The organism is Tessaracoccus luoxuelianae (assembly GCF_054483915.1).
In genome coordinates, this window is the sequence record NZ_CM137013.1 from 815,102 (window position 1) to 838,131 (window position 23,030).

At 68.0% G+C, this 23,030-nt stretch carries 23 protein-coding genes and 1 tRNA gene; 8 read left to right on the plus strand and 16 right to left on the minus strand.

The annotated features are described in order from the left end of the window. The gene (locus ACX1D1_RS03345; protein ID WP_459055910.1) at positions 1-702 is read right to left on the minus strand and encodes a FadR/GntR family transcriptional regulator; all 702 of its coding nucleotides are present in this window, start codon (positions 700-702) and stop codon (positions 1-3) included. Positions 703-823: 121 nt separating this feature from the next. Between ACX1D1_RS03345 and ACX1D1_RS03350 the strand changes: the two genes are divergently transcribed. Beyond that, entirely contained in the window at positions 824-1,393 is a 570-nt protein-coding gene (locus ACX1D1_RS03350) for a gluconokinase (protein WP_459055911.1), read from the plus strand. Here the strand turns inward: ACX1D1_RS03350 and ACX1D1_RS03355 are convergent. Genes ACX1D1_RS03355 through ACX1D1_RS03375 form a run of 5 tightly spaced genes read right to left on the minus strand, consistent with a single transcriptional unit; the run spans position 1,383 to position 8,156 of the window. Beyond that, complete coding sequence (locus ACX1D1_RS03355; protein ID WP_459055912.1) at positions 1,383-2,651, minus strand: endo-1,4-beta-xylanase; 1,269 nt, start codon at positions 2,649-2,651, stop codon at positions 1,383-1,385. The two genes, ACX1D1_RS03350 and ACX1D1_RS03355, sit on opposite strands and share 11 nt — an antisense overlap. Continuing rightward, entirely contained in the window at positions 2,648-4,957 is a 2,310-nt protein-coding gene (locus tag ACX1D1_RS03360) for a beta-glucosidase (RefSeq protein WP_459055913.1), read from the minus strand. The genes ACX1D1_RS03355 and ACX1D1_RS03360 overlap by 4 nt, the downstream gene beginning before the upstream one ends. Before the next feature lie 26 nt (positions 4,958-4,983). Then, positions 4,984-5,853 (minus strand): carbohydrate ABC transporter permease, encoded by an 870-nt coding sequence (locus tag ACX1D1_RS03365; protein ID WP_459055914.1) that lies wholly within the window; start codon positions 5,851-5,853, stop codon positions 4,984-4,986. After that, complete coding sequence (locus tag ACX1D1_RS03370; RefSeq protein ID WP_459055915.1) at positions 5,850-6,842, minus strand: carbohydrate ABC transporter permease; 993 nt, start codon at positions 6,840-6,842, stop codon at positions 5,850-5,852. The genes ACX1D1_RS03365 and ACX1D1_RS03370 overlap by 4 nt, the downstream gene beginning before the upstream one ends. A gap of 3 nt (positions 6,843-6,845) precedes the next feature. Beyond that, positions 6,846-8,156 (minus strand): extracellular solute-binding protein, encoded by a 1,311-nt coding sequence (locus ACX1D1_RS03375; RefSeq protein WP_459055916.1) that lies wholly within the window; start codon positions 8,154-8,156, stop codon positions 6,846-6,848. 153 nt (positions 8,157-8,309) lie between these two features. Between ACX1D1_RS03375 and ACX1D1_RS03380 the strand changes: the two genes are divergently transcribed. Both ACX1D1_RS03380 and ACX1D1_RS03385 read left to right on the plus strand, forming a co-directional pair. After that, positions 8,310-9,353: a LacI family DNA-binding transcriptional regulator gene (locus ACX1D1_RS03380; RefSeq protein WP_459055917.1), complete on the plus strand. Its 1,044-nt coding sequence runs from the start codon at positions 8,310-8,312 to the stop codon at positions 9,351-9,353. 56 nt (positions 9,354-9,409) lie between these two features. Beyond that, positions 9,410-10,345 carry an aldo/keto reductase gene (locus ACX1D1_RS03385; RefSeq protein ID WP_182783232.1) on the plus strand — a complete coding sequence of 312 codons (936 nt, stop codon included), beginning with the start codon at positions 9,410-9,412 and terminating at the stop codon, positions 10,343-10,345. A gap of 123 nt (positions 10,346-10,468) precedes the next feature. Here the strand turns inward: ACX1D1_RS03385 and ACX1D1_RS03390 are convergent, their stop codons facing one another. Both ACX1D1_RS03390 and ACX1D1_RS03395 read right to left on the minus strand, forming a co-directional pair. Then, positions 10,469-10,846: a hypothetical protein gene (locus ACX1D1_RS03390; RefSeq protein ID WP_459055918.1), complete on the minus strand. Its 378-nt coding sequence runs from the start codon at positions 10,844-10,846 to the stop codon at positions 10,469-10,471. Positions 10,847-10,849: 3 nt separating this feature from the next. Then, entirely contained in the window at positions 10,850-11,515 is a 666-nt protein-coding gene (locus ACX1D1_RS03395) for a hypothetical protein (protein ID WP_459055919.1), read from the minus strand. A 172-nt stretch (positions 11,516-11,687) separates the two neighbouring features. Between ACX1D1_RS03395 and ACX1D1_RS03400 the strand changes: the two genes are divergently transcribed. The 3 genes from ACX1D1_RS03400 (at position 11,688) to ACX1D1_RS03410 (ending at position 14,661) form a co-directional block, all read left to right on the plus strand. Next, positions 11,688-11,770 (plus strand) — tRNA-Leu (locus ACX1D1_RS03400). Between the two features lie 239 nt (positions 11,771-12,009). Continuing rightward, complete coding sequence (locus ACX1D1_RS03405) at positions 12,010-13,140, plus strand: tyrosine-type recombinase/integrase (protein WP_459055921.1); 1,131 nt, start codon at positions 12,010-12,012, stop codon at positions 13,138-13,140. 666 nt (positions 13,141-13,806) lie between these two features. Continuing rightward, positions 13,807-14,661 carry a hypothetical protein gene (locus ACX1D1_RS03410; protein WP_459055922.1) on the plus strand — a complete coding sequence of 285 codons (855 nt, stop codon included), beginning with the start codon at positions 13,807-13,809 and terminating at the stop codon, positions 14,659-14,661. 112 nt (positions 14,662-14,773) lie between these two features. On the opposite strand, the gene ACX1D1_RS03415 is transcribed toward ACX1D1_RS03410, so the two are convergent. The 4 genes from ACX1D1_RS03415 to ACX1D1_RS03430 form a co-directional block, all read right to left on the minus strand. Next, positions 14,774-15,208, minus strand: coding sequence for a DUF5615 family PIN-like protein (locus ACX1D1_RS03415; protein ID WP_459055923.1), 435 nt, complete (start codon positions 15,206-15,208; stop codon positions 14,774-14,776). Next, complete coding sequence (locus ACX1D1_RS03420) at positions 15,205-15,846, minus strand: DUF433 domain-containing protein (protein ID WP_300150205.1); 642 nt, start codon at positions 15,844-15,846, stop codon at positions 15,205-15,207. Before ACX1D1_RS03420 ends, ACX1D1_RS03415 begins: the two co-directional genes overlap by 4 nt. 274 nt (positions 15,847-16,120) lie before the next feature. Further along, a complete protein-coding gene (locus ACX1D1_RS03425; RefSeq protein ID WP_300150203.1) occupies positions 16,121-16,351 on the minus strand; it encodes a helix-turn-helix domain-containing protein in 231 nt (76 codons plus the stop codon). 375 nt (positions 16,352-16,726) lie between these two features. Continuing rightward, positions 16,727-17,074 carry a hypothetical protein gene (locus ACX1D1_RS03430; protein ID WP_459055924.1) on the minus strand — a complete coding sequence of 116 codons (348 nt, stop codon included), beginning with the start codon at positions 17,072-17,074 and terminating at the stop codon, positions 16,727-16,729. A gap of 924 nt (positions 17,075-17,998) precedes the next feature. On the opposite strand from ACX1D1_RS03430, the gene ACX1D1_RS03435 reads away from it, so the two are divergent. Together ACX1D1_RS03435 and ACX1D1_RS03440 are read left to right on the plus strand one after the other, a co-directional pair. Further along, positions 17,999-18,340, plus strand: a complete 342-nt coding sequence (locus tag ACX1D1_RS03435; RefSeq protein ID WP_459055925.1) for a hypothetical protein — start codon at positions 17,999-18,001, stop codon at positions 18,338-18,340. Between the two features lie 6 nt (positions 18,341-18,346). Then, positions 18,347-20,176, plus strand: coding sequence for an RNA polymerase sigma factor (locus tag ACX1D1_RS03440; protein ID WP_459055926.1), 1,830 nt, complete (start codon positions 18,347-18,349; stop codon positions 20,174-20,176). A 48-nt stretch (positions 20,177-20,224) separates the two neighbouring features. Here ACX1D1_RS03440 and ACX1D1_RS03445 read toward each other — a convergent pair whose 3' ends face one another. The 4 genes from ACX1D1_RS03445 to ACX1D1_RS03460 are packed head-to-tail and all read right to left on the minus strand — an operon-like array spanning position 20,225 to position 22,908. Continuing rightward, positions 20,225-21,397 (minus strand): DUF2326 domain-containing protein, encoded by a 1,173-nt coding sequence (locus ACX1D1_RS03445; RefSeq protein ID WP_459055927.1) that lies wholly within the window; start codon positions 21,395-21,397, stop codon positions 20,225-20,227. Continuing rightward, complete coding sequence (locus ACX1D1_RS03450) at positions 21,346-21,948, minus strand: hypothetical protein (protein ID WP_459055928.1); 603 nt, start codon at positions 21,946-21,948, stop codon at positions 21,346-21,348. The genes ACX1D1_RS03445 and ACX1D1_RS03450 overlap by 52 nt, the downstream gene beginning before the upstream one ends. Further along, the gene (locus tag ACX1D1_RS03455) at positions 21,948-22,178 is read right to left on the minus strand and encodes an ABC-three component system middle component 6 (protein WP_459055929.1); all 231 of its coding nucleotides are present in this window, start codon (positions 22,176-22,178) and stop codon (positions 21,948-21,950) included. Before ACX1D1_RS03455 ends, ACX1D1_RS03450 begins: the two co-directional genes overlap by 1 nt. Next, positions 22,171-22,908 carry an ABC-three component system protein gene (locus tag ACX1D1_RS03460; RefSeq protein ID WP_459055930.1) on the minus strand — a complete coding sequence of 246 codons (738 nt, stop codon included), beginning with the start codon at positions 22,906-22,908 and terminating at the stop codon, positions 22,171-22,173. The genes ACX1D1_RS03455 and ACX1D1_RS03460 overlap by 8 nt, the downstream gene beginning before the upstream one ends. Between the last annotated feature and the right edge of the window lie 122 nt (positions 22,909-23,030).

The window sequence follows — 23,030 nt, forward strand, 5'->3', positions numbered from 1 at the left end:
TCAGAGGTGGGCGAGCGCGTCGCTGACCTCATGGACCAACGCCCGGGCGTGCGACTCCGCCGCCGCCGCGTCCCCGTCGACGATGGCCCGGGCCATCGCGTCGTGGCGGTCGAGGATGTCGGGTTCGGGATGGGCGGGCTGGAGCCCGAGGTGCGTGCGCCCGACGAGGACCTCCCCGATCGTCTCTCCCAGCGCGGCGAACATCTCGTTGCCGGAGGCCTGCAGCAGCAGGGTGTGGAACTCGATGTCCGCGCGGAGGAACTCCTCCAGGTGGCCCTCGCCTGCTTCGCCAAGTCGTCGAAGAGTGGCGGCCAGCTCGGTGAACCGCAACCGTTCTCCCGGGGTGGCGCGGGTGGCCGCGTGGTGGGCGGCGGCGGGCTCGACGGCGGCGCGGAGTTCGGTGAGCGAGCGCAGCTGGGCGTCGTGCTGACCCGACTGGAGCCGCCACTCGATGACGCGGGGGCTGAATACCTTCCACTGCCCGGCGGGGAGGACGGTGATGCCGATCCGCGGACTCGCGGCCACCAGCGACAGCTCCTCCAGCGCCCGCATGGTTTCGCGGGCGACGGTGCGCGAGACACCGAAGCGCTCCGTCAGATCCTGCAGGGTGAAGCCCTCGCCGGGGGCGAGCTGACCGCTGACGATCTCCACGCCGACGGTGTCCATGACCGAGTGGGAGAGGGCGGCGCGGGGGCTGGACATGGGCCCCAGGGTAGTGGTCGTGAAGCCCAGGGGTGGGGTCCGGATTTGCAACCCCCGTCGGCACTGTGCAATGGTAGTATCATTGAGGCGACGCGGCCAAGCGCATGAGGAGAGCTGTCCAGTGGATCACAGCGGTCAAGGCCCTGCGGGGCACATCGACGCGAACCGGCCCGTGCACGTGGTCGTGCTCGGCGCCGCGGGCACCGGCAAGACCACCATCGGCCGGGGCCTGGCCGATCGTCTGGGGCTACCGTTCGGGGAGGGCGACGACTTCCACAGCGAGGCAAATCGCGTCAAGATGGGCGCGGGCCAGCCGCTGACCGACGAGGACCGTTGGCCGTGGCTGGCCTCCCTGAGGGATTGGATGTCCGAGCAGGAGGCGGCGGGCCGCTCGTCCGTGGTGGCGTGCTCAGCCCTTCGCGCGGACTACCGCGACGTGCTGCGCGAGGCCGACGGGGACGTCTTCTTCGTCCACCTCGTCCTGCCGGAGGACGTGAACCTGGAGCGATTGCTTGCCCGGGAAGGGCACTTCATGAAACCCGTGATGCTGGGCTCCCAGCGCGCCGTGCTCGAGGCGCTCGGGGAGGGCGAGGTGGGCGTCGAGGCGATCAACGTGGGCGATCCGCGTCAGGTCGTCGAGGACCTCGCGGCGGTCCTCGTCGAACGCTTCGGCGCCCGCCTCAGCGGCTGAGATCCACCCCGGTCTCGGAGCCCGCCGCGACACTGAACCCCGTGCCCCGGCCGTCGACGACAGCCTCGTAGTCTCCCGCGAAGCCCTCGACGGCGACCTCGCCCCGCTCATCCGCGACCACGCTGGTCTCTGGTACCCACCACTCACCCCGGATGAGGCCACGCAACGCCTCGAAGGACGGCTTGGGGGAGCCGTCGGCGCGGATCAGCCCGATCGGCGCGCCCAGCCAGGCCCCGGCGTCGGTGATGCCCCAGTACGTGATGGCCTCCACCGAGGGATGCTCCACGAGCGTGCGGTAGTGCCGCGACACCTCGTCGGCCTGCCTCGCCTCGCCGTCGACGGTGGAGGGCCAGGACGGGACCTGGTAGTCGTTGAGGTCCACGATCTCGGCCGGCATGATCTCCCCGGAGACGAGGCTGGTCTCCGACATCTGCAGCGGCAGGGCGAAACGGGCGAACCGTGCCAGCACCTCCTGCGTGCGCTCCTCGCCCCAGTAGCCCTGATGCATGTGGCTCTGCAGGCCGATGGCGTCGATCCGGATCCCGGCGTCGAGGCACTCCTCGATGAGGCGTTCGTAGCGGGCTGACATGTTGAAGTCGTTGAGCACGAGGCGCAGCGACGGGTCCGCCTCTCGCGCGGTGTCGAACGCAAGCCTCACCATGCCCACCCGGCCCAGCTCGCGGGCGAGCGGGGTGATGGCGTTGGCCTCGGCGGTGAACTCCGGCATGATCACCACCTCGTTGATGGCGTCCCACAGCCCGATCAGCCCGTCGAAGTCGGCCACCTCGCGGCGGATCCGCTCCTCGATGCGGCGCCGGACCTCCGCGGTGGGGAGGCCGAGCAGCCACTGCGGGGCGAGCGTGTGCCACACCAGGGGGTGGCCCTTGACGACCACGCCACGCTCCACGAACCAGCGGGCGGCGGCCTGCATGCGCCGCGTGTCGGGCAGCCCCCGGTGAGGCTCGAAGGTGCGCCAGTAGAAGGGCAGGGTCGCGGTGTTGAACAGCTCCAACCATTGCCCGGCCAGTGCGTGGGCCATCTCGCTGGGCGCCTGGCCGAACCCGGTCGACACAGTCTGCTCCTCGCCGTTGGCGAGGCCGATGAAGTCGAACCCGATGTTGCCGAAGCCGAACGCGTGCCGGGTCTGCCGCACCGTGACCGACCGCCCCGCGGCGGCCGGCCCGAGGCTGAGCACCGCGGTGCCCATCCGGTGCGCGTAGACGCCGGGGTCCGCCGCCGCCGCGACCCTCGAGCTCACAGCGCCGCGACCGTGACGGGCGTATCCAGCACGCGACCCTCCGCGACGACCCGCCGCTCGCCGGTGACCTCCACCGACAGCGCGGGCAGCCGGTTCTCCGACGAGGACCCGATCGAGAGCTGCACATCTCCAGGCTCGACGATCCGGGCCATGTCGACGCCGGTGAACGACGTCCGGTCCGCGTGCACCTCGAACGTCACCCGGGCGGACGCGCCGGCAGCCAGGTCAACCTTGCGGAAGCCGATCAGCTGCTTGAGCGGCCGCACCACCTCCGCCCAGGGGTCGCTGAGGTAGAGCTGGACCACGTCGGCCCCGTCGCGATCGCCGACATTGGTGACCGTGACGGACACCTCGACGGCGCCGTCGACGGGCATCGTCGGCGAGGACACCGCGACATCCGAGTACTCGAACCGCGTGTACGAAATGCCGTGCCCGAACGGGAACCGCGGGATGGGATCAAGGTTGGAGATGCCGTTGGAGAACCAGCCGAGCGGCGCCGCCAGGTAGGTGCCGGGCTGGCCGCCGTGGTGCGAGGGCAGCCCGATCGGGAGCCGGCCCGACGGGTTGAGCGCGCCGGACAGGACCCCGGCCAGGGCGTCCGCGCCCTCCACGCCAGGCATGAACGCCTGGACGACGGCGGCGCAGCGGTCGGCGTACTCTCCGACGGCGTAGGGGCGGCCGGTGACCAGCACCAGCACCGTGGGGGTGCCGGTGGCCAGCACCGCCTCGACCAGCTCGCCCTGCCGGCCCGGGAGGCGCAGGTCGACGGCGTCGCAGCCCTCGCCGGAGGTGCCGTCCCCGAACATGCCCGCGATGTCGCCCACGGTGACCACGGCCACGTCGGCGCCGGCGACCGAGGCCACGGCCGCGGCCAGGTCCTCGTCGGTGCCGTCCATGAAGCCGGTGCCCTGCGCGAAGGTGACGGCGTCACCGAGCGCGGCCGTCAGGGCCTCGTCGAGGCCGCGGATGGGGAGGCCGATCTCGGTGCCGGTCTTGGCCATGACGTGGTTGGGGAAGGAGTAGCAGCCCATGAAGCTGCGCACGTCGGCCCACACGGGACCGACGACGGCGACCCGGCGCCCCGCGGCCAGCGGCAGCACGCCGTCGTTGCTGAGCAGCACGACCGACTCCTCCGCGACCCGGCTCGCGATCCCGCGGTTGCGCGGGGAATCCAGGTCCGCGGCGGGGTCCGCAGAGGGCTCCCAATTCTCGTCGAGCAGCCCGAGCTCCAGCTTCTGCCGGAGCACGCGGCGCGCTGAGCGGCGCACGTCGTCCTCGCTGAGCATCCCGCGCGAGATGGCCTCCTCGATGGCCCAGTAGGAGCCTGTGGAGGGCAGCTCGATGTCGAGCCCGGCGCGGATGGCCAGCGCCGCGGCGGTGGCGTCGTCGGGGGCGATCCGGTGCATCCGGGTGAGGAACGCGATGCTCCAGTAGTCCGAGACCACCGTGCCCTCGAAGCCCCAGCGGTCGCGCAGCACGCCGGTCAGCAGCTCGGCCGACGCGGCGGCGGGCTGGCCGTCGATGTCGCAGTAGGAGTTCATGATGGATCGGGCCCCGCCGAGGCGCAACGCCATCTCGAACGGCGGCAGCATCACGTCCTCGAGCTCGCGGCGCCCCATCGACACCGGCGCGTGGTTGCGCCCCGCGCGGCTGGCCGGGTAGCCGACGAAGTGCTTCGGCGTGGCGATCACACCCGCCGACTGCAGGCCGCGCACGTAGGCGGTGCCGAGGCTGCCCACCAGGTACGGGTCCTCACCGCAGGTCTCCTCGACGCGGCCCCAGCGGTAGTCGCGCACCACGTCGAGCAGCGGCGAGAGCCCTTGTTGGACGCCGACGGAGGCGAGGTCCGAGCCGATCGCCGCGGCCATCTCCTCGATCAGCTCGGGCCGCCACGTGGCGCCCCAGGCGATCGACGCAGGGTAGACGGTGGCGCCCAGGGCGGTGAAGCCGGTGAGGCACTCCTCGTGCGCGATCGCCGGGATGCCGAACGCGTTCGAGGCCACGACGTCGGCCTGCAGCCGGCGCAGCTTGGCGGCGCCATCGGGCACGCTGACCGGGGCGGTGCCGTAGACGCGGGTGAGGTGTCCCAGCCCGCCGTCGATGGCCTCGTCCCAGGGGCGCAGTTCCTGCGCGAACTCGTTCTCCATCGGCGCCACCTCGTGGGCGTCGGGATCCGGTGCGGGTCGGTCGCCGTCGGCGGGGAGCCAGTAGGAGCCGAGCTGGTGGGCCAGATCGGCCAGGGACATCTCGGCCAGCAGGGCATCGAGGCGCGCGTCGAGGGGTGCGGTGGGGTCTGTCCAGGTCATGGGGGAGTCGATTCTGCGCGCGGGCGTCAGCCCTTGACCGCGCCTTGGAGGCCGCCGACGATGCGGCGCTGCATGGTGAGGAAGAAGACCATGGCGGGGACCATCGCCAGGGTGGTGAACGCGAACACGCCGGCGGTGTCGGAGGAGTGCTCGGTGGAGAAGTCGGCCACGCCCAGCGGGAGGGTGCGCATGTCGCCCTGCAGCAGGAGGAGCGGCAGCAGGTAGGCGTTCCAGGAGCCGACGAAGGCGAGGACGCCGACGGTGACCAGACCTGGGCCGGACAGGGGCACCATGATGCGGGTGAAGATGCTCAGCCGGCTGGCGCCGTCGATCGCGGCTGCCTCCTCGAGCTCGGCCGGGATGGCCTGGAGGAAGGGGCGCAGGATGACGATGGTCATGGGCAGCGCGAACGCGGCCTGGGGGAGCGCGACGCCCCACCAGGTGTTGCTCATGCCGAGGTCCTTGCTGATGATGATGAACAGCGGGATCACCGCCACAGTGGCGGGGAACAGCAGGCCGAGCACGAAGATCATGTAGATCTTCTCGCGCCCGGGGAAGTGGTAGCGCGAGAGCGGGTAGGCCGCCATCAGGCCGAGCACCACCACCAGCGCGGTGGTGAGGAGGGCGATCACCATGGAGTTGAGGCCGTAGCGCCAGAAGTTGGGGTTGGTCAGCACGCCGGTGTAGTTGGACCAGATCCACGGCGACGGGAGCCCGGCCGGGTTCTCGGCGAGCTGCGCGTTGCTGCGGAAGCCACCGAGGATGGAGTAGAACACGGGGCCGAGCGAGAATGCGGCCACCACGAGGCCCACCAGGTAGACCACCGGGTTGACGCTCATGAGGCGACGGCGGCGCGGGGCCGCGTCGGACGCGGCGCGGGCGGTGATCGCGGTCATCGGCGGACCTTTCGCTTGTCGTTGGCTTCAATGTCGCGGCTGAGGATGAAGCGCTGGTAGAGCAGCGCCATGGTGAGGGCCACCACGAACAGCACCACCGACGCGGCTCCGGCGATGCCGTAGTTGCTGCGCTTGGTGCCCTCGTTGATGAGGAAGGTGGCCATGGTGGTGGTGGCGTTGGCGGGGCCGCCGCCGGTGAGGATCCACACCATGTCGAAGAGTTGGAGCGAGCCCAGCATGGACAGGAACGCCCACGTGCGCAGGGTGGGTCCGAGCAGCGGGATGGTGATGTAGCGCTGCGTCTGCCACCACGAGGCGCCGTCGATCTGGGCCGCCTCGTCGAGCTCCTGGGGGACTCCCTGGAGGCCTGCGAGGAACAGCAGGATGGCGAAGCCGAGGTACTTCCAGGTGAGCACCACCATCACGGTCCACAGCGCGATCTCGGGGGTGCCGAGGAAGCCCTGTTCGGGGCCTTGGATGCCGAGGGTGGCGAGCATTGAGTCGATCACCCCGTAGCGGGGCTGCAGCAGCTGGAACCACACCACGCCGGCGATGACCTCGGCGAGGATGTAGGGCACGAACACGATGGTGCGCAGCAGCCCCTGGAACTTCATCTTGCGGTTGAGCAGGAGCGCGACGGCGATGCCGAGCGGAAGCTGGATGGCGATGGAGGCCACCACGATGATGAGGTTGTGGCTGAGTGCCCCGAGGAACACGTCGTTGCTGAGCACGGAGGCGTAGTTGCGGAGGCCGACGAAGTCCACCAGTGGGCCGAAGCCCTTCCAGCGGTAGACCGAGAACTGGATCGCGCGCAGCATGGGCCACACGACGAACATGAAGAAGAGGATGAGGGCGGGGAGGACGAAGATCGCGATCTCCAGGCCCATCTTCCAGTTGACGGGCCGCTTCCGGACGGGGGAGAGCGGGCGCTCGTCGCGCCCGCCCTCCACGTTGATCCGGCCCGCCGCCTGCTGAGAGGTGGCGGTCATTGATTACTTCTCCGCGTCCGCGGCGGCCTGGGTGGCGTCGACGATCTCCTGGGCCGTCGCCTGGCCGGCGAAGGCCAGGGCGATCTCGTCGTTCATGGCGCCACCGACGGAGGTGCCGAAGGCGGTGTCGAAGTACAGCTGCACGTAGCCGGCCGCGTCGCGGACCTCAAGCAGCTGCGCCAGGGCGGGATCCGCCACGTACTGCGACGCGGTGGGGTTGGTGGGAAGGCCCATGTCGAGCTCCGCGAAGCCCTTCTGGATCTCGTCGGAGAGGAGGTACTCGACGAAGGCCACGGCCTCGTCGGGCGAGTCGGCCGGCACGGCCCAGGCGTCGCCGCCGCCGAGCGCGGCGCTCTGGTCGCCCTCGCCGCCGTCGACCTCAGGGAACGCGAACCAGCCGGTGGCCTCGCCGAGGCCCTGCTCGTCCTCGGTCAGGCCCTGCATGACGCCGGGCTCCCAGTGGCCGGCCAGCTCCATGGCCACCTTGCCGGTGGCCAGGAGGCCGGAGGCGCTGGTGGGGCCGGACTGGGCGGGCGTGGTGAGGAAGCCGGGGTTGAACGGCTCCGCGGCCACCAGCTCCTCGAGGTCCTCGCCGGCGCGCACGAAGCACTCGTCGGAGAAGTCGAGGCTGGTCACGGCGTCGGACAGCACGTCCTGCGAGCACTGGCGCAGGGCGAAGTAGTACCAGTAGTGGGCGGCGGGCCACTTGTCGCCGGCGCCGACCGAGATCGGGTCGATGCCCGCGGCCTTGAGCTTGTCGATGGCGTCGTAGAAGTCAGCCATCGTGGTGGGGGCCTCGGTGATGCCGGCCTGCTCGAAGAGCTCGGTGTTGTACCAGAAGCCGACCACGCCCATCGAGAAGGGGAGGGCGTAGGTGGCATCGTCGACGGTCCAGCCGTTCACAGCGCCGCCGAGCTTCTCGACGGTGTCGCCAGCGGCCTCGCTGAGGTTCTTGACCAGCCCGGCGTCCACCTTGAGGGCCAGCTCGCCGCCGCCACGCTCCATGTAGACGTCCGGCACGTCGCCGCTCTGCCAGGCGGCCTCCAGCTTGGTCACCATGTCCTCGTGCTGCATGGCCTCGACAGTGATGGTGACGCCGGGGTTGGCCGCCTCGAAGTCTGCAGCCACCTTGTCGTAGTAATCCTTGCCGGCGCCGGTGTTCGAGTTGTGCCACCAGGTGAGGGCGGCTTCGCCGCCACCGGCCGCGGCGGACGACGAGCCGGGGCTGGCCTCGTCGGTGGTGCCGCCGCAGGCGGACAGGGCCAGAGCCGCCGCCGCGACGAGGGCCGCGATCTTGGGAAGCTTGTGGGTCATCGTTGATCCTCCGAAAGTGTGACCGCGAAAAGTTTCGCGAAACCTTGACTAACAAGACTGATCTTAGGCACAAAGGTATTTAGTTTGCAAGAGTGACCAAAGATTGGTGCCGTGTTGTGACCCATGGACGAAACTTTCGCTAGGCTGGCCCTCATGGCGGGCAAGGGAGTGAAGGCAGTGCGGCTGCAGGACGTCGCGCTGCGTGCGGGCGTGTCCACCGCCACGGCGTCGAAGGCGCTCAACGATCGCGGCGGCGTGTCCGGCGCCACCAGGGCCAAGGTGCTGGCTGCCGTGGAGGACCTGGGCTACCAGCCTGTGGGCGGGGAGTCGTCGCCGTATCCGCAGATCGCGCTCGTCGCGGACGACCTCACCACCACCTACACCCTCGAGATCCTCAAGGGCGCCATCTCCACCGCCATGGCCGAGGGGGTGGCGCTCGGCACGTTCTACATCCCGGGGGAGTCGACTGCGGGGGCCCCCGTCCCGCTGGATGACGCCTGGTTGGAGCTGCTCAAGGCCAAGGGGTACCTCGGGGTGATCGTCCTGACCGCCCGGCTTTCCGAGCATCAGCTCGCCAAGCTGCGCGACCTGGCGCTGCCTCTGGTGGCCATCGACCCGGCCAACGCCCTGCCGTCGAACGTGATGAGCATCGGCGCCACCAACTGGAACGGCGGTGTGGAGGCCACGCAGCACCTGATCGGCCTGGGGCACCGTCGCATCGGCTTCATTCAGGGCCCGCCTGAATCGGTGCCCGCCACCGAGCGGATGCAGGGCTACGTCTCGGCGCTCCACATGGGCGGCCTCACGCTGGACTCGTCGCTGGTGGTGGAGGGCGGCTACACCCACGAGTTGGGGTTGGAGGCCGGGCGGACTTTACTGTCGCGGCCGGCTGGGGAGCGGCCCACCGCCATCTTCGCCCCCTGTGACCCGGCGGCGATGGGGGTCTGCGAGGCGGCGAGGCAGCTCGGCATCCAGGTGCCGGGGGAGTTGAGTGTCGTGGGGTTCGATGACACCATCCTGGCCGGGCTCGCCGTGCCGGGGCTGACGACGGTGCACCAGCCGCTGCACCGGATGGGCGCGGCCGCTGTGCGCCGGCTGTTGGACATCTCCGCCGGGCGCCCGGTCGAGTCCGGGCACGTCCGTCTGGCCACCCGCTTGGTAATCCGCCACTCCACGGCCCCCGTCGCGCAGGGATAGGCTGAACGAGGCGGCCGCCACTTGGGTCGGTCGCGGAATCGACGAAGGAAGCGACGATGAAGACGTTCAACCTCGGCCCCACCACCTTCGAGGTCCCAGCCGTAGTCACGGGCCTGATGCGTATCCAGGACAAGTCCGACGACGAGGTGCGGGCGCTCTATCACGCCTCCCGCGAGGCGGGCATCAACTTCTTCGACCACGCGGACATCTACGGCGACGACCGCTACCACGGATGTGAACGACGCTTCGCGGAGGCGCTGCAGCTCACCGCGTCGGAGCGGGAGGAGATCACGCTCCAGACCAAGGCGGGCATCGTCAAGGATGGGCCCTATTTCGACTTCTCCTACAAGCACCTCGTCGTCCAGGTGGAGGGATCGCTGCGCGCGCTGGACACCGACTACATCGACGTCCTGCTCCTCCACCGCCCGGACGCGCTGGTGGAGCCCGAGGAGGTTGCGCGCGCGTTCGATCACCTGGCGGCCGCCGGAAAGGTGCTCCACTTCGGGGTGTCGAACCAGACTCCTGGGCAGATCGACCTGCTGAAGCGCGACGTCACCCAACCCATCGTCGCCAATCAGCTGCAGCTGTCCATCACGCACGCGCCGATCGTGGCCCAAGGTGTCGCGGCGAACATGGCTGCGCTGGACCAGTCGGTCAGCCGCGACCTCGGCATCCTGGACTACTGCCGCCTGAACGACATCACCGTGCAAGCGTGGTCACCGTTCCAGGCGGGGTTCTTCACCGGCGTCTTCCTCGGCAACCCGGACCATCCGGAGCTGAACGCGGTCATCGACCGGTTGGCTGCCAAGTACGACGTGCGGCCCGAGGGCATCGCGACGGCGTGGATCACGCGGCACCCGGCCAACATGCAGGTGGTGCTGGGCACGACGACGCCCGAGCGCGTGACCTGGGCGGCGGCGGGTGCCGACGTCGAACTGACCCGGCCTGAGTGGTACGAGCTGTACCGGGCGGCGGGCTACCTGGTTCCCTGAACTGTCGCGGGGATGCGTCCAACCCCTGTGTGGTCCGTTTGGTGAGCGGTCGCTCTCTGGGTGGGTAGACCAACCCAGAGAGCGACCGGCTCTTGGTCGTGAACGCCGACAGGTGAGCGAGGGTCAGCGCGGGTTCGGCGGGACTGGCGGCACGATGCCGATCGGCGGATCCAGCGGGTCGATGCGATCGCCCCCCGCGTCGACCCGGTTGCCGTCCTCGTCCACCCGTCGGCCCTCATGGTCGACTCGGTTCCCGAACTCGTCGCGCCAGAAGCCGTCCGCATCGGGCTCATGCTCGATGTCCATACCGGCCAGTCCGTCGCGGTCGAGGGGCTCAGCCTCAGGAGGGCTGTCCGGGCTGGTTGGTGAGTCGGGAGAATCGGGCGAGGCGGGGGAATCCGGCGACTCGGGAGAGTCGGGCGACTCCGGGGCGACCTCGTTCTCGAGGTCTGGGCGCGCGGCAGGGTCGGGGTAGGGCGTGCCGAGAGGATCGGTGGTCATGATTCACTCCTTATCGGGCCATCGGCCATCGGGGACAGGGTTTCCATAGGGGTCGAGTCGTCGGCCGTGTTCGTCCCGGGGGACGTCATCCGGCGTCGGATCGTCGTCGACGACGAGGTCCCGCTCGTCTTCGAGGTCCACGTCGCGGTCATCGTCGGGGAGGGGTGCAGGATCCGGATCCCGCTCATCATCGGGATCGATGGGGCGGGCTTTGTCGACGGGTTGATCCTCGACGATGTGGCCGTGCCGTCCGGTGTGCACCCGTGGGTCCAGCTGGTCAGCCTTAGCGAGTTGCTGATCGCGCTCCAGGGCGGCTGCTTCGAGCGACTCGCGGCTGTTGCGGGCTTCATCGTCGCGCAACTCAGCCTGCTCGGCGGCGCGTGCAGCCCGCTCCTCCGCCTCAGCGGCCTGCATGCGCAGGGACTCGGCGCGCTGGCTCTCTCCGATCGCCTCGTTGCGTACCGACTCGGCGCGAGCGGCCAGTTCATCAGCACGCTCCTGCCGGGCGGCGACGATCCGGTCGCTCTCGTGCGCACGCGTCCGCAGCTCCTCGGCGCGCTCAAGATTGGCGCTCTGCTGCTTGCGCGACGCTGCCACGACGATCCCTGCGATCACCGCGAGCAGCACTGCGACGATGATCACCCACACCCATAGTGGCCAATCCGGCATGGTCGTCCTCCTTCAAGTCAGACTCCGTGGTCTCTCCACAGTAGGCGTCTCAGGTCCTGATTGACAGGGTTCCGGGAGATCGCCGTGGACTGGCGGGGCGGTGGAGCCCATTCGATTTGCGGAAGCTCGCGCAGTGCGTGCTATTGTTTGCCGTCGGGTTGCAAGACCCACTGCGCGAGTGGCGGAATGGCAGACGCGCTGGCTTCAGGTGCCAGTGTCCCTTGGGACGTGGAGGTTCAACTCCTCTCTCGCGCACAACGATGTATGGTCCCCTGACTACATCAAATCCCCTCTGACAAGGACTTCGGTCCTTCTCAGTTGTGGACTCTCATGGACACGGATGGCCTTCAGAGGCCTCCCATTCCCCACGTATTCCCCACGGTTCCCCACGTATTCCCCACGACATCCGGCTCGTGGGGAACGTGGCGTTCGGCTTGTGCTGTCCACCTGGAACCCCTCTGGCCCGTTACGGACCGTGACGGGAGGGGTGCACCATGGGTAGCCGAACGGCCAAAGCCAAGCGAGGCTTCGGTGAGGTGGGCCGGTTGCCCAGCGGGCGGTACCGGGCGCGCTACACCGGCCCCGACGGGAACCGACACAGTGCCCCGATCACGTTCGTCGCCCGGATCGATGCCGAGGGGTGGTTGGTCGACCAGGAACGGATGATCAGCCGCGGACAATGGGAGCCGCCGGCGCGCCAGGTCCGGGAGGTCGAGGCGGCGCCCCTGCTGCTGGGTGAGTACGCCTCCACCGTGGTGGGTCGCCGGCGGATTCGTCCCGGCACGGTGGCGTTGTACGCGAAGCTGCTCCGGTTGACGATTCTTCCGGTGTTCGCCAAGCGGCCCCTGGGCGAGATCACCGCAGCGGAGGTCTCTACTTGGTACGCGGGGATGCGGAGCACCCCGACCCAGCAGGCCAACGCCTACGGGCTGCTCAAGTCGATCTTCAAGGAGGCCGTCGAGGAGAGGCTCGTGGAGGTGAGCCCTTGCCGGGTCAAGGCGGGCACCCAGAAGGAGCGGGCGCGTGAGATTGAGGTGCTGACCGTCGACCAGCTCAACCGCTATCTGGCTGCCGTGCCCGAGGCGCGGCGAGTACCTCTCCTGCTCGCCGGGTGGTGCGGGCTGCGCTCCGGCGAGGTACGCGGGCTTCGGGTGCGTGACCTGGATCTGGACCTCGGCTTGGTGCACGTCCGTCAGGCCGTCGTGCGGCTCAAGGGGCAACTCCTGATCGGCCCACCCAAGACGGACGCCGGGGTCAGGTCGGTGGCCATCCCTCCCCACCTCGTACCGGCGTTGCGTGATTGGGCGGCGCGCCAGCCGGTGCGTGAACGGGAGGCGCTGCTGTTCCCGGCGCGCGACGGACACTCCCCGCTCAACGACAGCGTCCTGCGGGTCGCCCACAACAAGGGCAAGGCGGCCATCGGCATGCCCGGTCTAACGGTCCATGGGCTGCGTCACACGAGCGCGACTCTGGCGGCGCAGTTGGGCGCGACCCTCGCGGAGCTCCAGGCCCGGATCGGGCACAGCACGCCGAACATGGCCATGCGCTACCAGCATGTCGCCGCTGAACGCGACGCCCAGCTGGCCGCTCGCATGTCAGCGTTCGCGACGGGTCGATCCGGCTGACAAGCAAAGTCGAGTGGTGGGCGCGATCAACCGGACTGTCGAGTGTTCGTGGCAACATCGCGTCAGGTGAGCCGATGGAGTTCACGTTGGTGGCAGTGGCAGCAGTCGCGGGCCACCAGTGGGGCGCATCAGGCTGGCATTGCTCCGGGTCCGACAACCCTGGCTCAGCATGTGGCAAGGCCGCCATCGGCGGATGCTGATGACGGCCTTGCGCGAACCCTGGTGTCGGGCTTGAATTGGGGGTGGATCCGGGGACCGGCAAGTCAATGGGTCCACCCCCTACCTAATAGGGCTCAAGCGCGATCTTGAGCGACCGGCCGTCCCACTCGATCGTGAGACGGAACTTCGTTCCGCGCATATTCATCACCTCCTTGGTGCACTCCCCTGGGGGCGAATGCTGCTCGTTGCCTGCGGCCCTTGCTCGGGCCTTGAGGCGAGCTTCCTCTATGGGATGGCGACGAGCAACAGGCGCACCGGTACTGCGGCAGCGGTCTGAGAGGAGCTTCATTGGCGTAGGGAGAGGTGCTGGTTGTGCGGGGCGAGTGCTACTCTTGTGGCGGCACGAGGGGTGCTCTTTTTGCGGATATAGTTATACAGAAGGACCAAGTACCCCCAGCACCCCCGTGCACCCCCGGCACTTCATGTGCCCCCGCCAAGCCCGTAGGGGTGAATGTCACACAGGAGGTCCAGGTGGTGCCCCAAGTGAACTCCGAGGCCGTGCAGCGACTGGAGAAGGCGGTGACCAAGTCTCAACGTTCGAGGTCGGTCCGGTTCCCCATCGGCTTCGTCCGTGGCGATGACCCGCCATTGGCCAAGATGATGCGTGGCGGGCAAGGAGGAGAGAGCCGGCTCCGTGTGTACCTCCTGATTCGGATGATGGCAACGGCAGCGCCCCACGACGTCCCGATAACCGCGACTGACATCGCAGCGTGCTTGGGCTTCCCCGATCCCCCCGGCGTAGGCGCTCGGCGTGTCAACAGCGCTCTCAAGGTTCTCGCGAGCCGTGAACACAACCTCGTCGCGATCGAGGCACCGCCGGGTCGCACACGGACCATGAAGATCCTGCGCCCAGATGGGTCCGGGGAGGAGTGGAACGACGGCGACCTGAAGGCCCCCTACATCACATTGCCCATCGCTCTCTGGAAGAAGGGATGGCTCCTTGCCCTGTCTGGCCGCGCCCTCGCCATCTTCATAGTCCTCAGGGAGCTGACCGGTGGGCGCAAAGCAAACGGCGCGTGGGCCGACGGGATCCGCAAGCGACAATATGGTTTCTCCGACGATACCTGGACCCGCGCTTCTGAGGAGCTGCGGGACCGAGGTTTGCTGACTGTCGATCGTGAGACCTATCAGTCGCAGGGGGAGCCCCGTCAACGTAACGTCTACCAGCTCCACTTGGACGTGCTGGAGGACTGCCGGCCCTTTGAACATCCCCTCGACCCGATGAGGGAGAAGGCCCGGCCTCGGAGGCCCGCAAAGCCCGCAGGGGTTCCCATTCGCAAGGCTTCACGTGTCCAGGTCTAGACGCGTCGCCACCTCGCCTCTACAGCGACTACTCGAATGGGTACAGAGCAAGCCGCTTTCGGTCCTGTGGGCTCTCATGGTCGAGACTGGATAGGCGTTGCGGTCTCGGGGGTCAGGGCCAGTACTTGCTCGGCGGATCGGTGGCCGGGTTGGCGACGATGAAGCGCTTGGTCCGTGCGGAGATGGCCGTGATCTTGACCACTCGCTGTGAGCTCACAGGTTCGAGTGCTTCGACAATGGGTCTGATTGCAGCGCAGATGGATGCGGAGGCGCGGGCGAGCCCATCGAGTCCGTCGTCGATCTGGTAGGAGATGTGGTGCAGGCCGGAGCGCTGGATTGCCTTGCACTCCTCCGGATCGTTGAACTGGCCGATGTTGTTGGTCAGAATGGCCTCGAAGCCCTTTCTCCGCGCGTCCGGGAACAGGTCGAGGTCCTTCTTGCTCTTCCACTTGAGGTCGCGGACATGCTGCACGTCGTGTCCGCGAAGTAGGCGCCCGAGGAGCGGAACAAGGGGTTCAGGGACGTCTTCGTCCAGGAGTACCTTCACGCTGCGTGGGCATATGCGACGCGACCGGCAAGTTCCGTGGCCCCCTTCACCGCCTCCGCGGATACTCCCGGGTAGAACTCACGGATCTCGGCCAGAGCCAGACCGTCTCGCGCGAGTCCGGCCAAGAGGTTGTATGTGATGCGGGTCCCTTCCACAACGGGCACCCCGCCCCGGATATCGGGATCGACCAGCAGCCCCGAGGCAGGGTGCGTCAGGTCGGGCACGAGATCACCGCGACGGTTCGTGAACGGCCGGAACAGATCGCGCATCACCGCCTGGTGTCCGTATTGTCCCGGCGCCTTGCCCACGTCCAAGAACTCACCATCCTCGGAGAAGTACACAATGGACTTCTTTTCTGGCACAGCAAGCAGTGTGCGCTCGGACAGGTCTTGCCCGTCGGCCAGGTGCTCCTCCATCCAGGTCACCGCTCTGCGGATCGTCTGGAGTGACACCTCACCGCGTAGTCGGGCGAACATGCGCAGGACGAGCACGTCGCGGTACGAGTAGAGCGCGTGCGGTCGCGTGCCGTGCTCCGGCACGAGCAGCGGGGCTTCGCCCTTATGTGACTGGCGCCAGTAGCGGAGTTGGCTTTGGCTGGCACCGCTAAGCAGGGCCGCCATGTTGGCTGTGTACGCCATCGACGTCTCCTTCAGCGCGGTTGCTTCCTTGCGACCAGTCTGCCAGTCGCATGCGACAACGGACCAGCGAACACGATGCAACCCCCCAATCGGGCATGACTGCACCGCGCTTTGTGCCGGAGCCGGGCCTCCGCTCGAGTCAAGTGATTGTGGTCGGGTGGCGGAGCCCATCGGCGGAGTCGGTGTCGGGGCTGTCTCGCGGATGCACACGATCTCGCGATCATGGGGAGTCCCTTCCCACTCGCGCCTGCAGGAAGATTCTTCAGCCGCCTCTTCATGTAGAGCTACGCCGGGCGGTCTGAAGCGCTGTCGCGACCCGCGAAGCGGATGACCAACTGGGGTAACGGCAGAACATGGCGTCGACGTCCTCCGGGTCGAGCCTGAGGATGCGGCCGCACCGATACACCGGGAGCACCCCCTCGGCGATCCGGCGACGGATGGTCTTCACGCTGACCCCGATGCGGGCAGCGGCCGTGGGCAACGACTCGTAGGTGCGGATGGTCATGGCGGTGTCCCTTCCTGGGCCCGAGCGGGCCTCCCAGGGCACAAGACCAGCTCGACATAGTCCCAGCCGCAGCTCCCCGATCCGTCCCCCGTGGGATCCGATGTCGTTGTCTCAATGAGAGGGATGCCATCAGTCCTTGTGGGATCGGGGTTGCGCGCGTCGACACCGTGACGACCAGATCGAGGACCGCTCAAAGGCCGCGGCGTCGCCACGAGCCCTGCCCCGGCAGCTCACGTCAGGACGCCGAGCCAAGGGCGCCTGTTTGGCCTTGTGGGCCGGGAGCTACATGGCGCCAAGCAGGAGTGCGTCCCTTCCGTAGCCCAAGTCGCGGGCACGGGCTTCGCGTCCGCGCGGGAGTCCTGCGCCTGCGTCCGGTCAGGCTGGCGTCGTCGGAGTCTTGTCGGTGGGTGTGGTGGCCTGGATGAGCGCGCGCAGGTCGGCGTGGAGCTTCGCGTGGTTGAGCGTCCAGCGCGTGAGGCGGCGTCGACGGTCACCGCGGGGGAGGTCCCCGGTGACGTACCCGTGGTCTTCGAGTTCATGGAGATTGCGGACGATGGTCGTGCCAGCGACTCCTCCTTCCATCGCAGAGACCAGGCTGGGGGTGCTCAGGCTGCCGCCGTGTTTGGCCAGCGCGACCACGATGGCTAGCTTGACGCGGTTCATGCCCATACCGACCAACGCGTCCAACTCGACGGGGAGCGGGGCGTCCGAGTAGGTAGGCACCCGGCCATTGTTTCAGCGGCCCGCGGCAAGGGGAGACGAGACACGAGGAGCAATCTATACCGCTAAACGGTGTAGATGTGGTAACGTTCGGAAGGGATGGGGCTCGAAATCCCCAAGATCGCCGAGATCCATGCTTAGTCTTCCCGTACAAGATTCCGCCCTGGAGAGCTTGGAGCCAGTCATGGCCGCTTCTGAGATTGGCCCTACCCGCACCGCCGCGGCCCGGCGCCACGAGCGCCAGGCGCACTCCGGAGCTTGGGTGCTGCCGCTAGCTGCGAAAGAACACCAGACAGCGCATGTCCACGAGGCGCCTCTTCGCCCCGTTATGGCTCACCTCGTCGTGCCCGTGGCTTGGATCGGGCGGCCTGACCTACCCACGCTGCTCACCCGCGCGCGGCAGCGTCAGTTGGTGTCTGCAGGGCGGTTCGATGTGGCCTACCAGTGGTTCACCTGGCCGTGGCAGGTGCTCGGCTCATTCGTGAACGGATTTGCCCACGGCGCGTCCGGGCTCCCGCTGATCGGGTTCTCCTGGCGGATGCGCATGGTGGTCGCCGGCATCGCGGTTTGGCAGACCGTAGTCGCCGGGCAGCACGCGGCCACCGTGGGGATCGTCGTGGTGATTGGACTGACCTACCTGCTGCCGTGGACGCGTGCCCGCCATCAGCGCCTGGTCTCGCAGGCGCTCGCGGACCTCGAACGGCCGTCGGCCACGCCAGCCGCGCCGGCGACGCGGCGTCCGGTCGTGCTACCCGTTCGGCCCCCCGCGACCCACGTCGGACGCCGACCCTGCACCTCTGAGAGGCGGCGTGGCCTTGAGCCCTGTGGACAGTGGCGCTCGCCCGCGCGCTTAGTGACTTGTACGGGCGAAGGGATACGTGGGCGCGCCCACGATCCGAGGACAGCTGGAAGGAAGGGATCACGATCATGACCGGAGCGCCGATGCCCGCCGAGTCGATCGCCAAGGTCGATCTGCTGCTGGGGCAGGCGACGATGCTGACTGCTGACCGCTGGGACGACCTGGCCGCGATGATCCACGAGGCAATGGGGATCTCGCTGTTGATGGCGGCCACTTACCCGTCGAGCCGGCCCGTGGACGTCCCGGGGCTGACACGACTGACGGCGCTCGAGTGCGTCGAGAACGCATTGCGCGAGGTTCATACCTGGGACCTGGCCCTCGCCGCAGACCTGCCCGACTTGGCGCGGCTTCGGGTGCTGTTGGCCGACGTCCGCAGGGAGTTGAACAGCACTGTCGGACGGCGAGGGTAACGGCCCATGTGGCAGGCCGTCCGGCGGGGACTCTCCCGCCTCGAGTGGGACGTCGAGCCGCCCCTCACGCTGGATCTGATGGCCGACTGGACCCAGACCGTCTCCAGCTTGGTGACGATCCGCCGAGCGCTCGGCCCGATCTCCGCGACCGATCCCCTCGCGTTGCTGGCCACCGCTACGACCGGCGCGGCACGAACCCCGGACCTGAGCCCCGTCCTGGCGCCGTCGCTCCACGCGGTGAGCACTGCGCTCGCCGGGCTGGCTCGGGATGTGGAGGCTCGGCCGGACCTCGACCATCATCGTGAGATCGCGACGCTGAACAACGTCGCCTACGAACTCACGCACTGGGTGCGCGTCCGAACCCCGGATGACCGGGCGAAGGCGTGGCTGCTGGCCGGCGAGACCGCACTCGACGGCGCGATCCACGCCCCAACCAGCCGATCTGCCGCCGGCGTCGGCCTGGCGGCCTGGCAGGACGCGCTCGCAGCCGTGCAGCCCGTCTACGCCGCCCCCATCGTGCGCCGCAGCGTGGCGCTCGGCCACCTGGCGATCCTGACCAACACTCACGCCTTGGTGGTCGAGGCCACAAGCGCCGGCGCACTGCCCGGGCCGTACGCGGACGCCCTCCTCGGCAACATCCGCGACCTGGCGCGAGCACACCAGACCACGCTGAGCCAGATCGACGGCCGACACCTCGGCGCCACCCGCGTCGACCAAGCTGTCATGCTCAAAGTCGGCACCGCCGTGCGGCAGCTCACTGGTCGCCCGGAACTCACCGAGCCTTCCCACGTCCGCCTGGACGTGCTGCTGCGCTCGGGTCTCGGCCAGGCAGTCCTAGTCGCCAATCTCACCGGCGAGCCGCCGGCCCAGCCCGCAGCTGCGAGGATCAGCCGACTCTCACTGGAATACCTGACCAACCCCCGGATGCTCCGCGAGGTCGACCTGCCGGAAGCCTCAACGTCGCCCGCACCGGTGGAGCCCAAAGCCGCAGTTGCGCGGGAGCCCCGAGCGTTGGCACGGATCGCACCCATGGAACCGACGATCACCCCCGGGACCGTCCTGGACGGCCCCTCCATCCTGGCGCTCTGCCAGGCCCGTGACCTTGGCGTCGCCGCCGCGACCGGCGATCCCTTGAACCCGCCCGAGATCCTCCGGGGGGTTGACTCATCGAGTTGGCCGCAGTTGGTCGCCGAGGGGCGGCAGGCCGTGACCGACTTGGTTGGTTCGGTCATCCCGATGGTGTACGCCCAGACCAGACGAACACCGAACGCTGCGGACACCCGCGGTCAGATGTTCGTCGAACTCATGGGCGCCGCCTACCGTTTCGACCCTCAGCGAACCAGCCCCGAGGGTTGGGCCAGCTACGCCTGGATGACGATCAAACACGCCCGCTGGCGCGGCGTCGACGACGCCGGCGTGGTACGCAAGCGGACCACCGTCCCTCGACCCACGGCGGTGGCCCTCGAGGGCCGGGACCCGGCGAGCCACGCCCCCGACCCGGGCGAGGTCGTCGAGGATCGGCACGCTGTCGCTGCCGTCACGCAGGCTCTCGGGCAGCTGCCTACGTCACTGCGGGCGCCGCTGATGGCGTCGATGCAAGGTCACCCGCTCCGGGAGATCGCCGAGGACCTCGGGTACTCCGAGAGTACGGCCCACCGACGCATCAAGGAAGCGCGTGAACACATCAGGGACGAGCTCGCCCCCCGCGCCGACGACCATCCCTGGGTGCCCTTCGACACGGGGACCGATCCCGTGCTGGAACGCTCCCAGCACCTGTGCGAGCAGGCGTTCCACCTGGCGCCTGGCGTGGAGCCCGGCAGAGGGCCCGTAAGATGAGTCACTCTCCCTCGCCCGTGGGCCCAATCAACTCCGTAGAGCGTGAAGCTAGAACTCTCGCCCAACGAGTCCGCCGGTCTCCGTATCCAGGATGGTGCGAACGACTCCATTCCTGAACCAGTCCTGGTCGAGCACTGCGTCCGGCACGTCGTTGCTGTTCATCGTGCAGATGTATTGCCCGCCGGTTGACTCGACCATCGCCTGCGCGAACCTCAATGCACCGGCTCGCTGACGCGGATCGACGCCGTCGAAGACCGATGAATCATGCACGAGGAAATCAGGGTGGTGGGTGGTCGCGATGCCTTCTTCGAGCATCGTCAGGTCGAAGCAGAACATGGTCATCCGGTCGACTCCACTGCTGCCGGCGCCGGAGGCACTGATGGTGAACTTGTAGCCGGCGTCATCGACTGCAACCGTCAGCGCGGCGTCCTTGCCATAGAGCTGCCGCATCTTCTGGCTGAACCGGTCGCTGATCCGGTCCAGCTTCTCGCGGGACATCGCCAGCTGACGGGCAGCCTCATTTCGCTTCATGGACCGGTCGAGTTTGAGCTCCTCGCGGCGGTTGACCAGCTCGCGGGACTGTTCGATCTGTAGGTCCAGGGCGGCCATCCGCGCCTCGATGTCGCCAAGTTCGGTGCGCATCGCGTTCAGCTCGTCCAGCGCTCCGCCGGCGTCTAGCGTCCGCAGTGCGCCGTCGCGCTGCTCGTCAAGGCGGCCGAGCTCTACCGTTCGTTCTGCGATGCGGGCGTCGAGCGCTTCGATCTCGCTACGCAGAAAGAGGCGGCGGTTCGCGAGCAGCGTCGCGTGGAAGGCTCGGACCTCGCTGGCCTGGCGCTTGAAGCCATCCGCGAAGATCGCCCCTGCGGCGTTGAATATCTCCTCGACCGGCAGGGCGGCAGCGTCGGCCAGTTGTGTGTCTGCAAGCGATGACACATACAGTTCGCGCATACGTCGATCGATAACTGCGTCATCCCTTAGGCGGCTGATCTGCGCCGTCAACTCGTCGGCGCGCGCGACGAGCGAGTTCGGGTCCTCAAGGATGCGGAATCCCGAGATGCGCTGCCGCCACTCATCTGCTTCGTTCTTCAGAGCGGCTCGCTCAAGTGCCAGGTCCTCCTCAGGCCGCAGCGTTGCTACGAGTCCTTCTCGGGACGCTGCGGTGATGACCTTCAGCTGATCCAGCCCTTGTTCACGGTTGCCAGCTCGTGGATCACCTGCCAATCCAGTCCGAGGAGGAACGCGACATGCTGACGACTGCTGGTCGCGGCCTGCTGGGCGATGACCTTGAGCGGATCTTTTGGGGTCTCAGTCCGGATCACGTAGGACAGGAGCGTGCGAACCGACAACCCGCCGTCTTCCTCCTGCGTTGCGGGTTCCAGTCGGAAGAGCGCCAACCCCAACAGTTCCTTCCAGTTGTCGACGGTGATCTGGCCTTCAGACAACCACGGGCCGATCACCTCTCGGGCTGGCCCTTCAGCCGCGAGCCTGAGTCGACGGCCGCTGGATAACGACCGCGTCGCACCCACGGTGCCGCCGAACATCTCCAGCGTCAGCGTCACCTCCCAGCCATCGTCGGCCAGACCGCGCAGGCTGCGGTGCAGGGTGCCCCCGAGGACGTAGTTCATGAGCATGAGCATCGTCGACTTGCCGCGGGCATTGCGGCTGTCCTGGTCCGTCGAGTCGGGCGCGCGCTCGGCGATAATCGCGTTGAAACCGGGTTGGAAGTCGATCGGCTTGAAATCGTCGTGGTTAGCGCTGAGGCGGATGAACACTAGCTGATCCTCACCATCTGGCCCTGGTAGTCGAGTACTCCCGCCCCGTAGAGGAGTGTCAGCGCAGCCGCAAAGCTGTCGTAGGTCGAGGCAGAAGAGGTCTGCCGGTGCTCGACGTACAGCTGGCCGACGCTCAAACTGCGGTGACTCAGAAGCGCCAAGAGAGCGGCGGCCTCGCCGACGACTGTGCGCTCCAAGGGCGTGAACTTGTCGGGATAGAAGTCACTCACGCTCGAAGATCTCGCAGATCTCGAAGAGGTACGCGATTACTGCCAGCGCGGCCGCGCGAACCTGCGGAGTGTCTCGCGGGCCCGCGTTCTCGATGGCCGTCTCCACCAGGTAGTCGAAGACCCCATCGGGCTCGAGGTTCTCTGCCCGCGCCCAGTAGTAGTCGCTCTTGAAGCGCGCCACCAGGCTGCGTCCGAACGACGGGACCATGGAGTTCTGGAACGCGATGAACCCCTCAACGCGTGCGGCCTGCGACAGGCCGTCGGTGATCCGTTGAACCGAGGTCCGCCCGAGCTTGTTCAGGTCAATCTTCTCCTGCAGCGGTAATGCGAGCTCCACGCCGAGTTGCTGTGGGGGTGCCGGAACGCTGGCAATCACAGTGCACACCACAGTCAGTTCCTCGTACGTCACCCCGCCAAGGGCGATCCGCACGGCGCGCTCGACGGCCTCCTCATGCGCACGCTTGGTCTCCAAGAGGAACTCCCGCGTGTGGTGTTCAAGCTGGGTATCGACGGCGTCATGATGGGAGCCACAGAGGTAGATCAGGTTCTGCGCTGAACCTCGCTCCGTCGATGTCATGCTCGGGTCGTACCGAGGACCGCCCGGACTGGCTGCGGCGATGTGCGCGACCTTGCCGGTTGCCTTCGGGCGGTCGCCGTCACTCCTCGGATCGATCGTCAGATCCAGCCCGCATCCCGGGTAAGCGCACTTGTTGCCGCTACGTGCGATCACGACCTTCTCCTGGGCAGGCGGAACACGGTCCCGCAGAGGAGTCTGAGCCATGATCACACGGTAGCGACCCGCCGCGCCGATCCAGGATTTGGCGCGGTGTGTTGTCTGTTCGATGCGGGCGA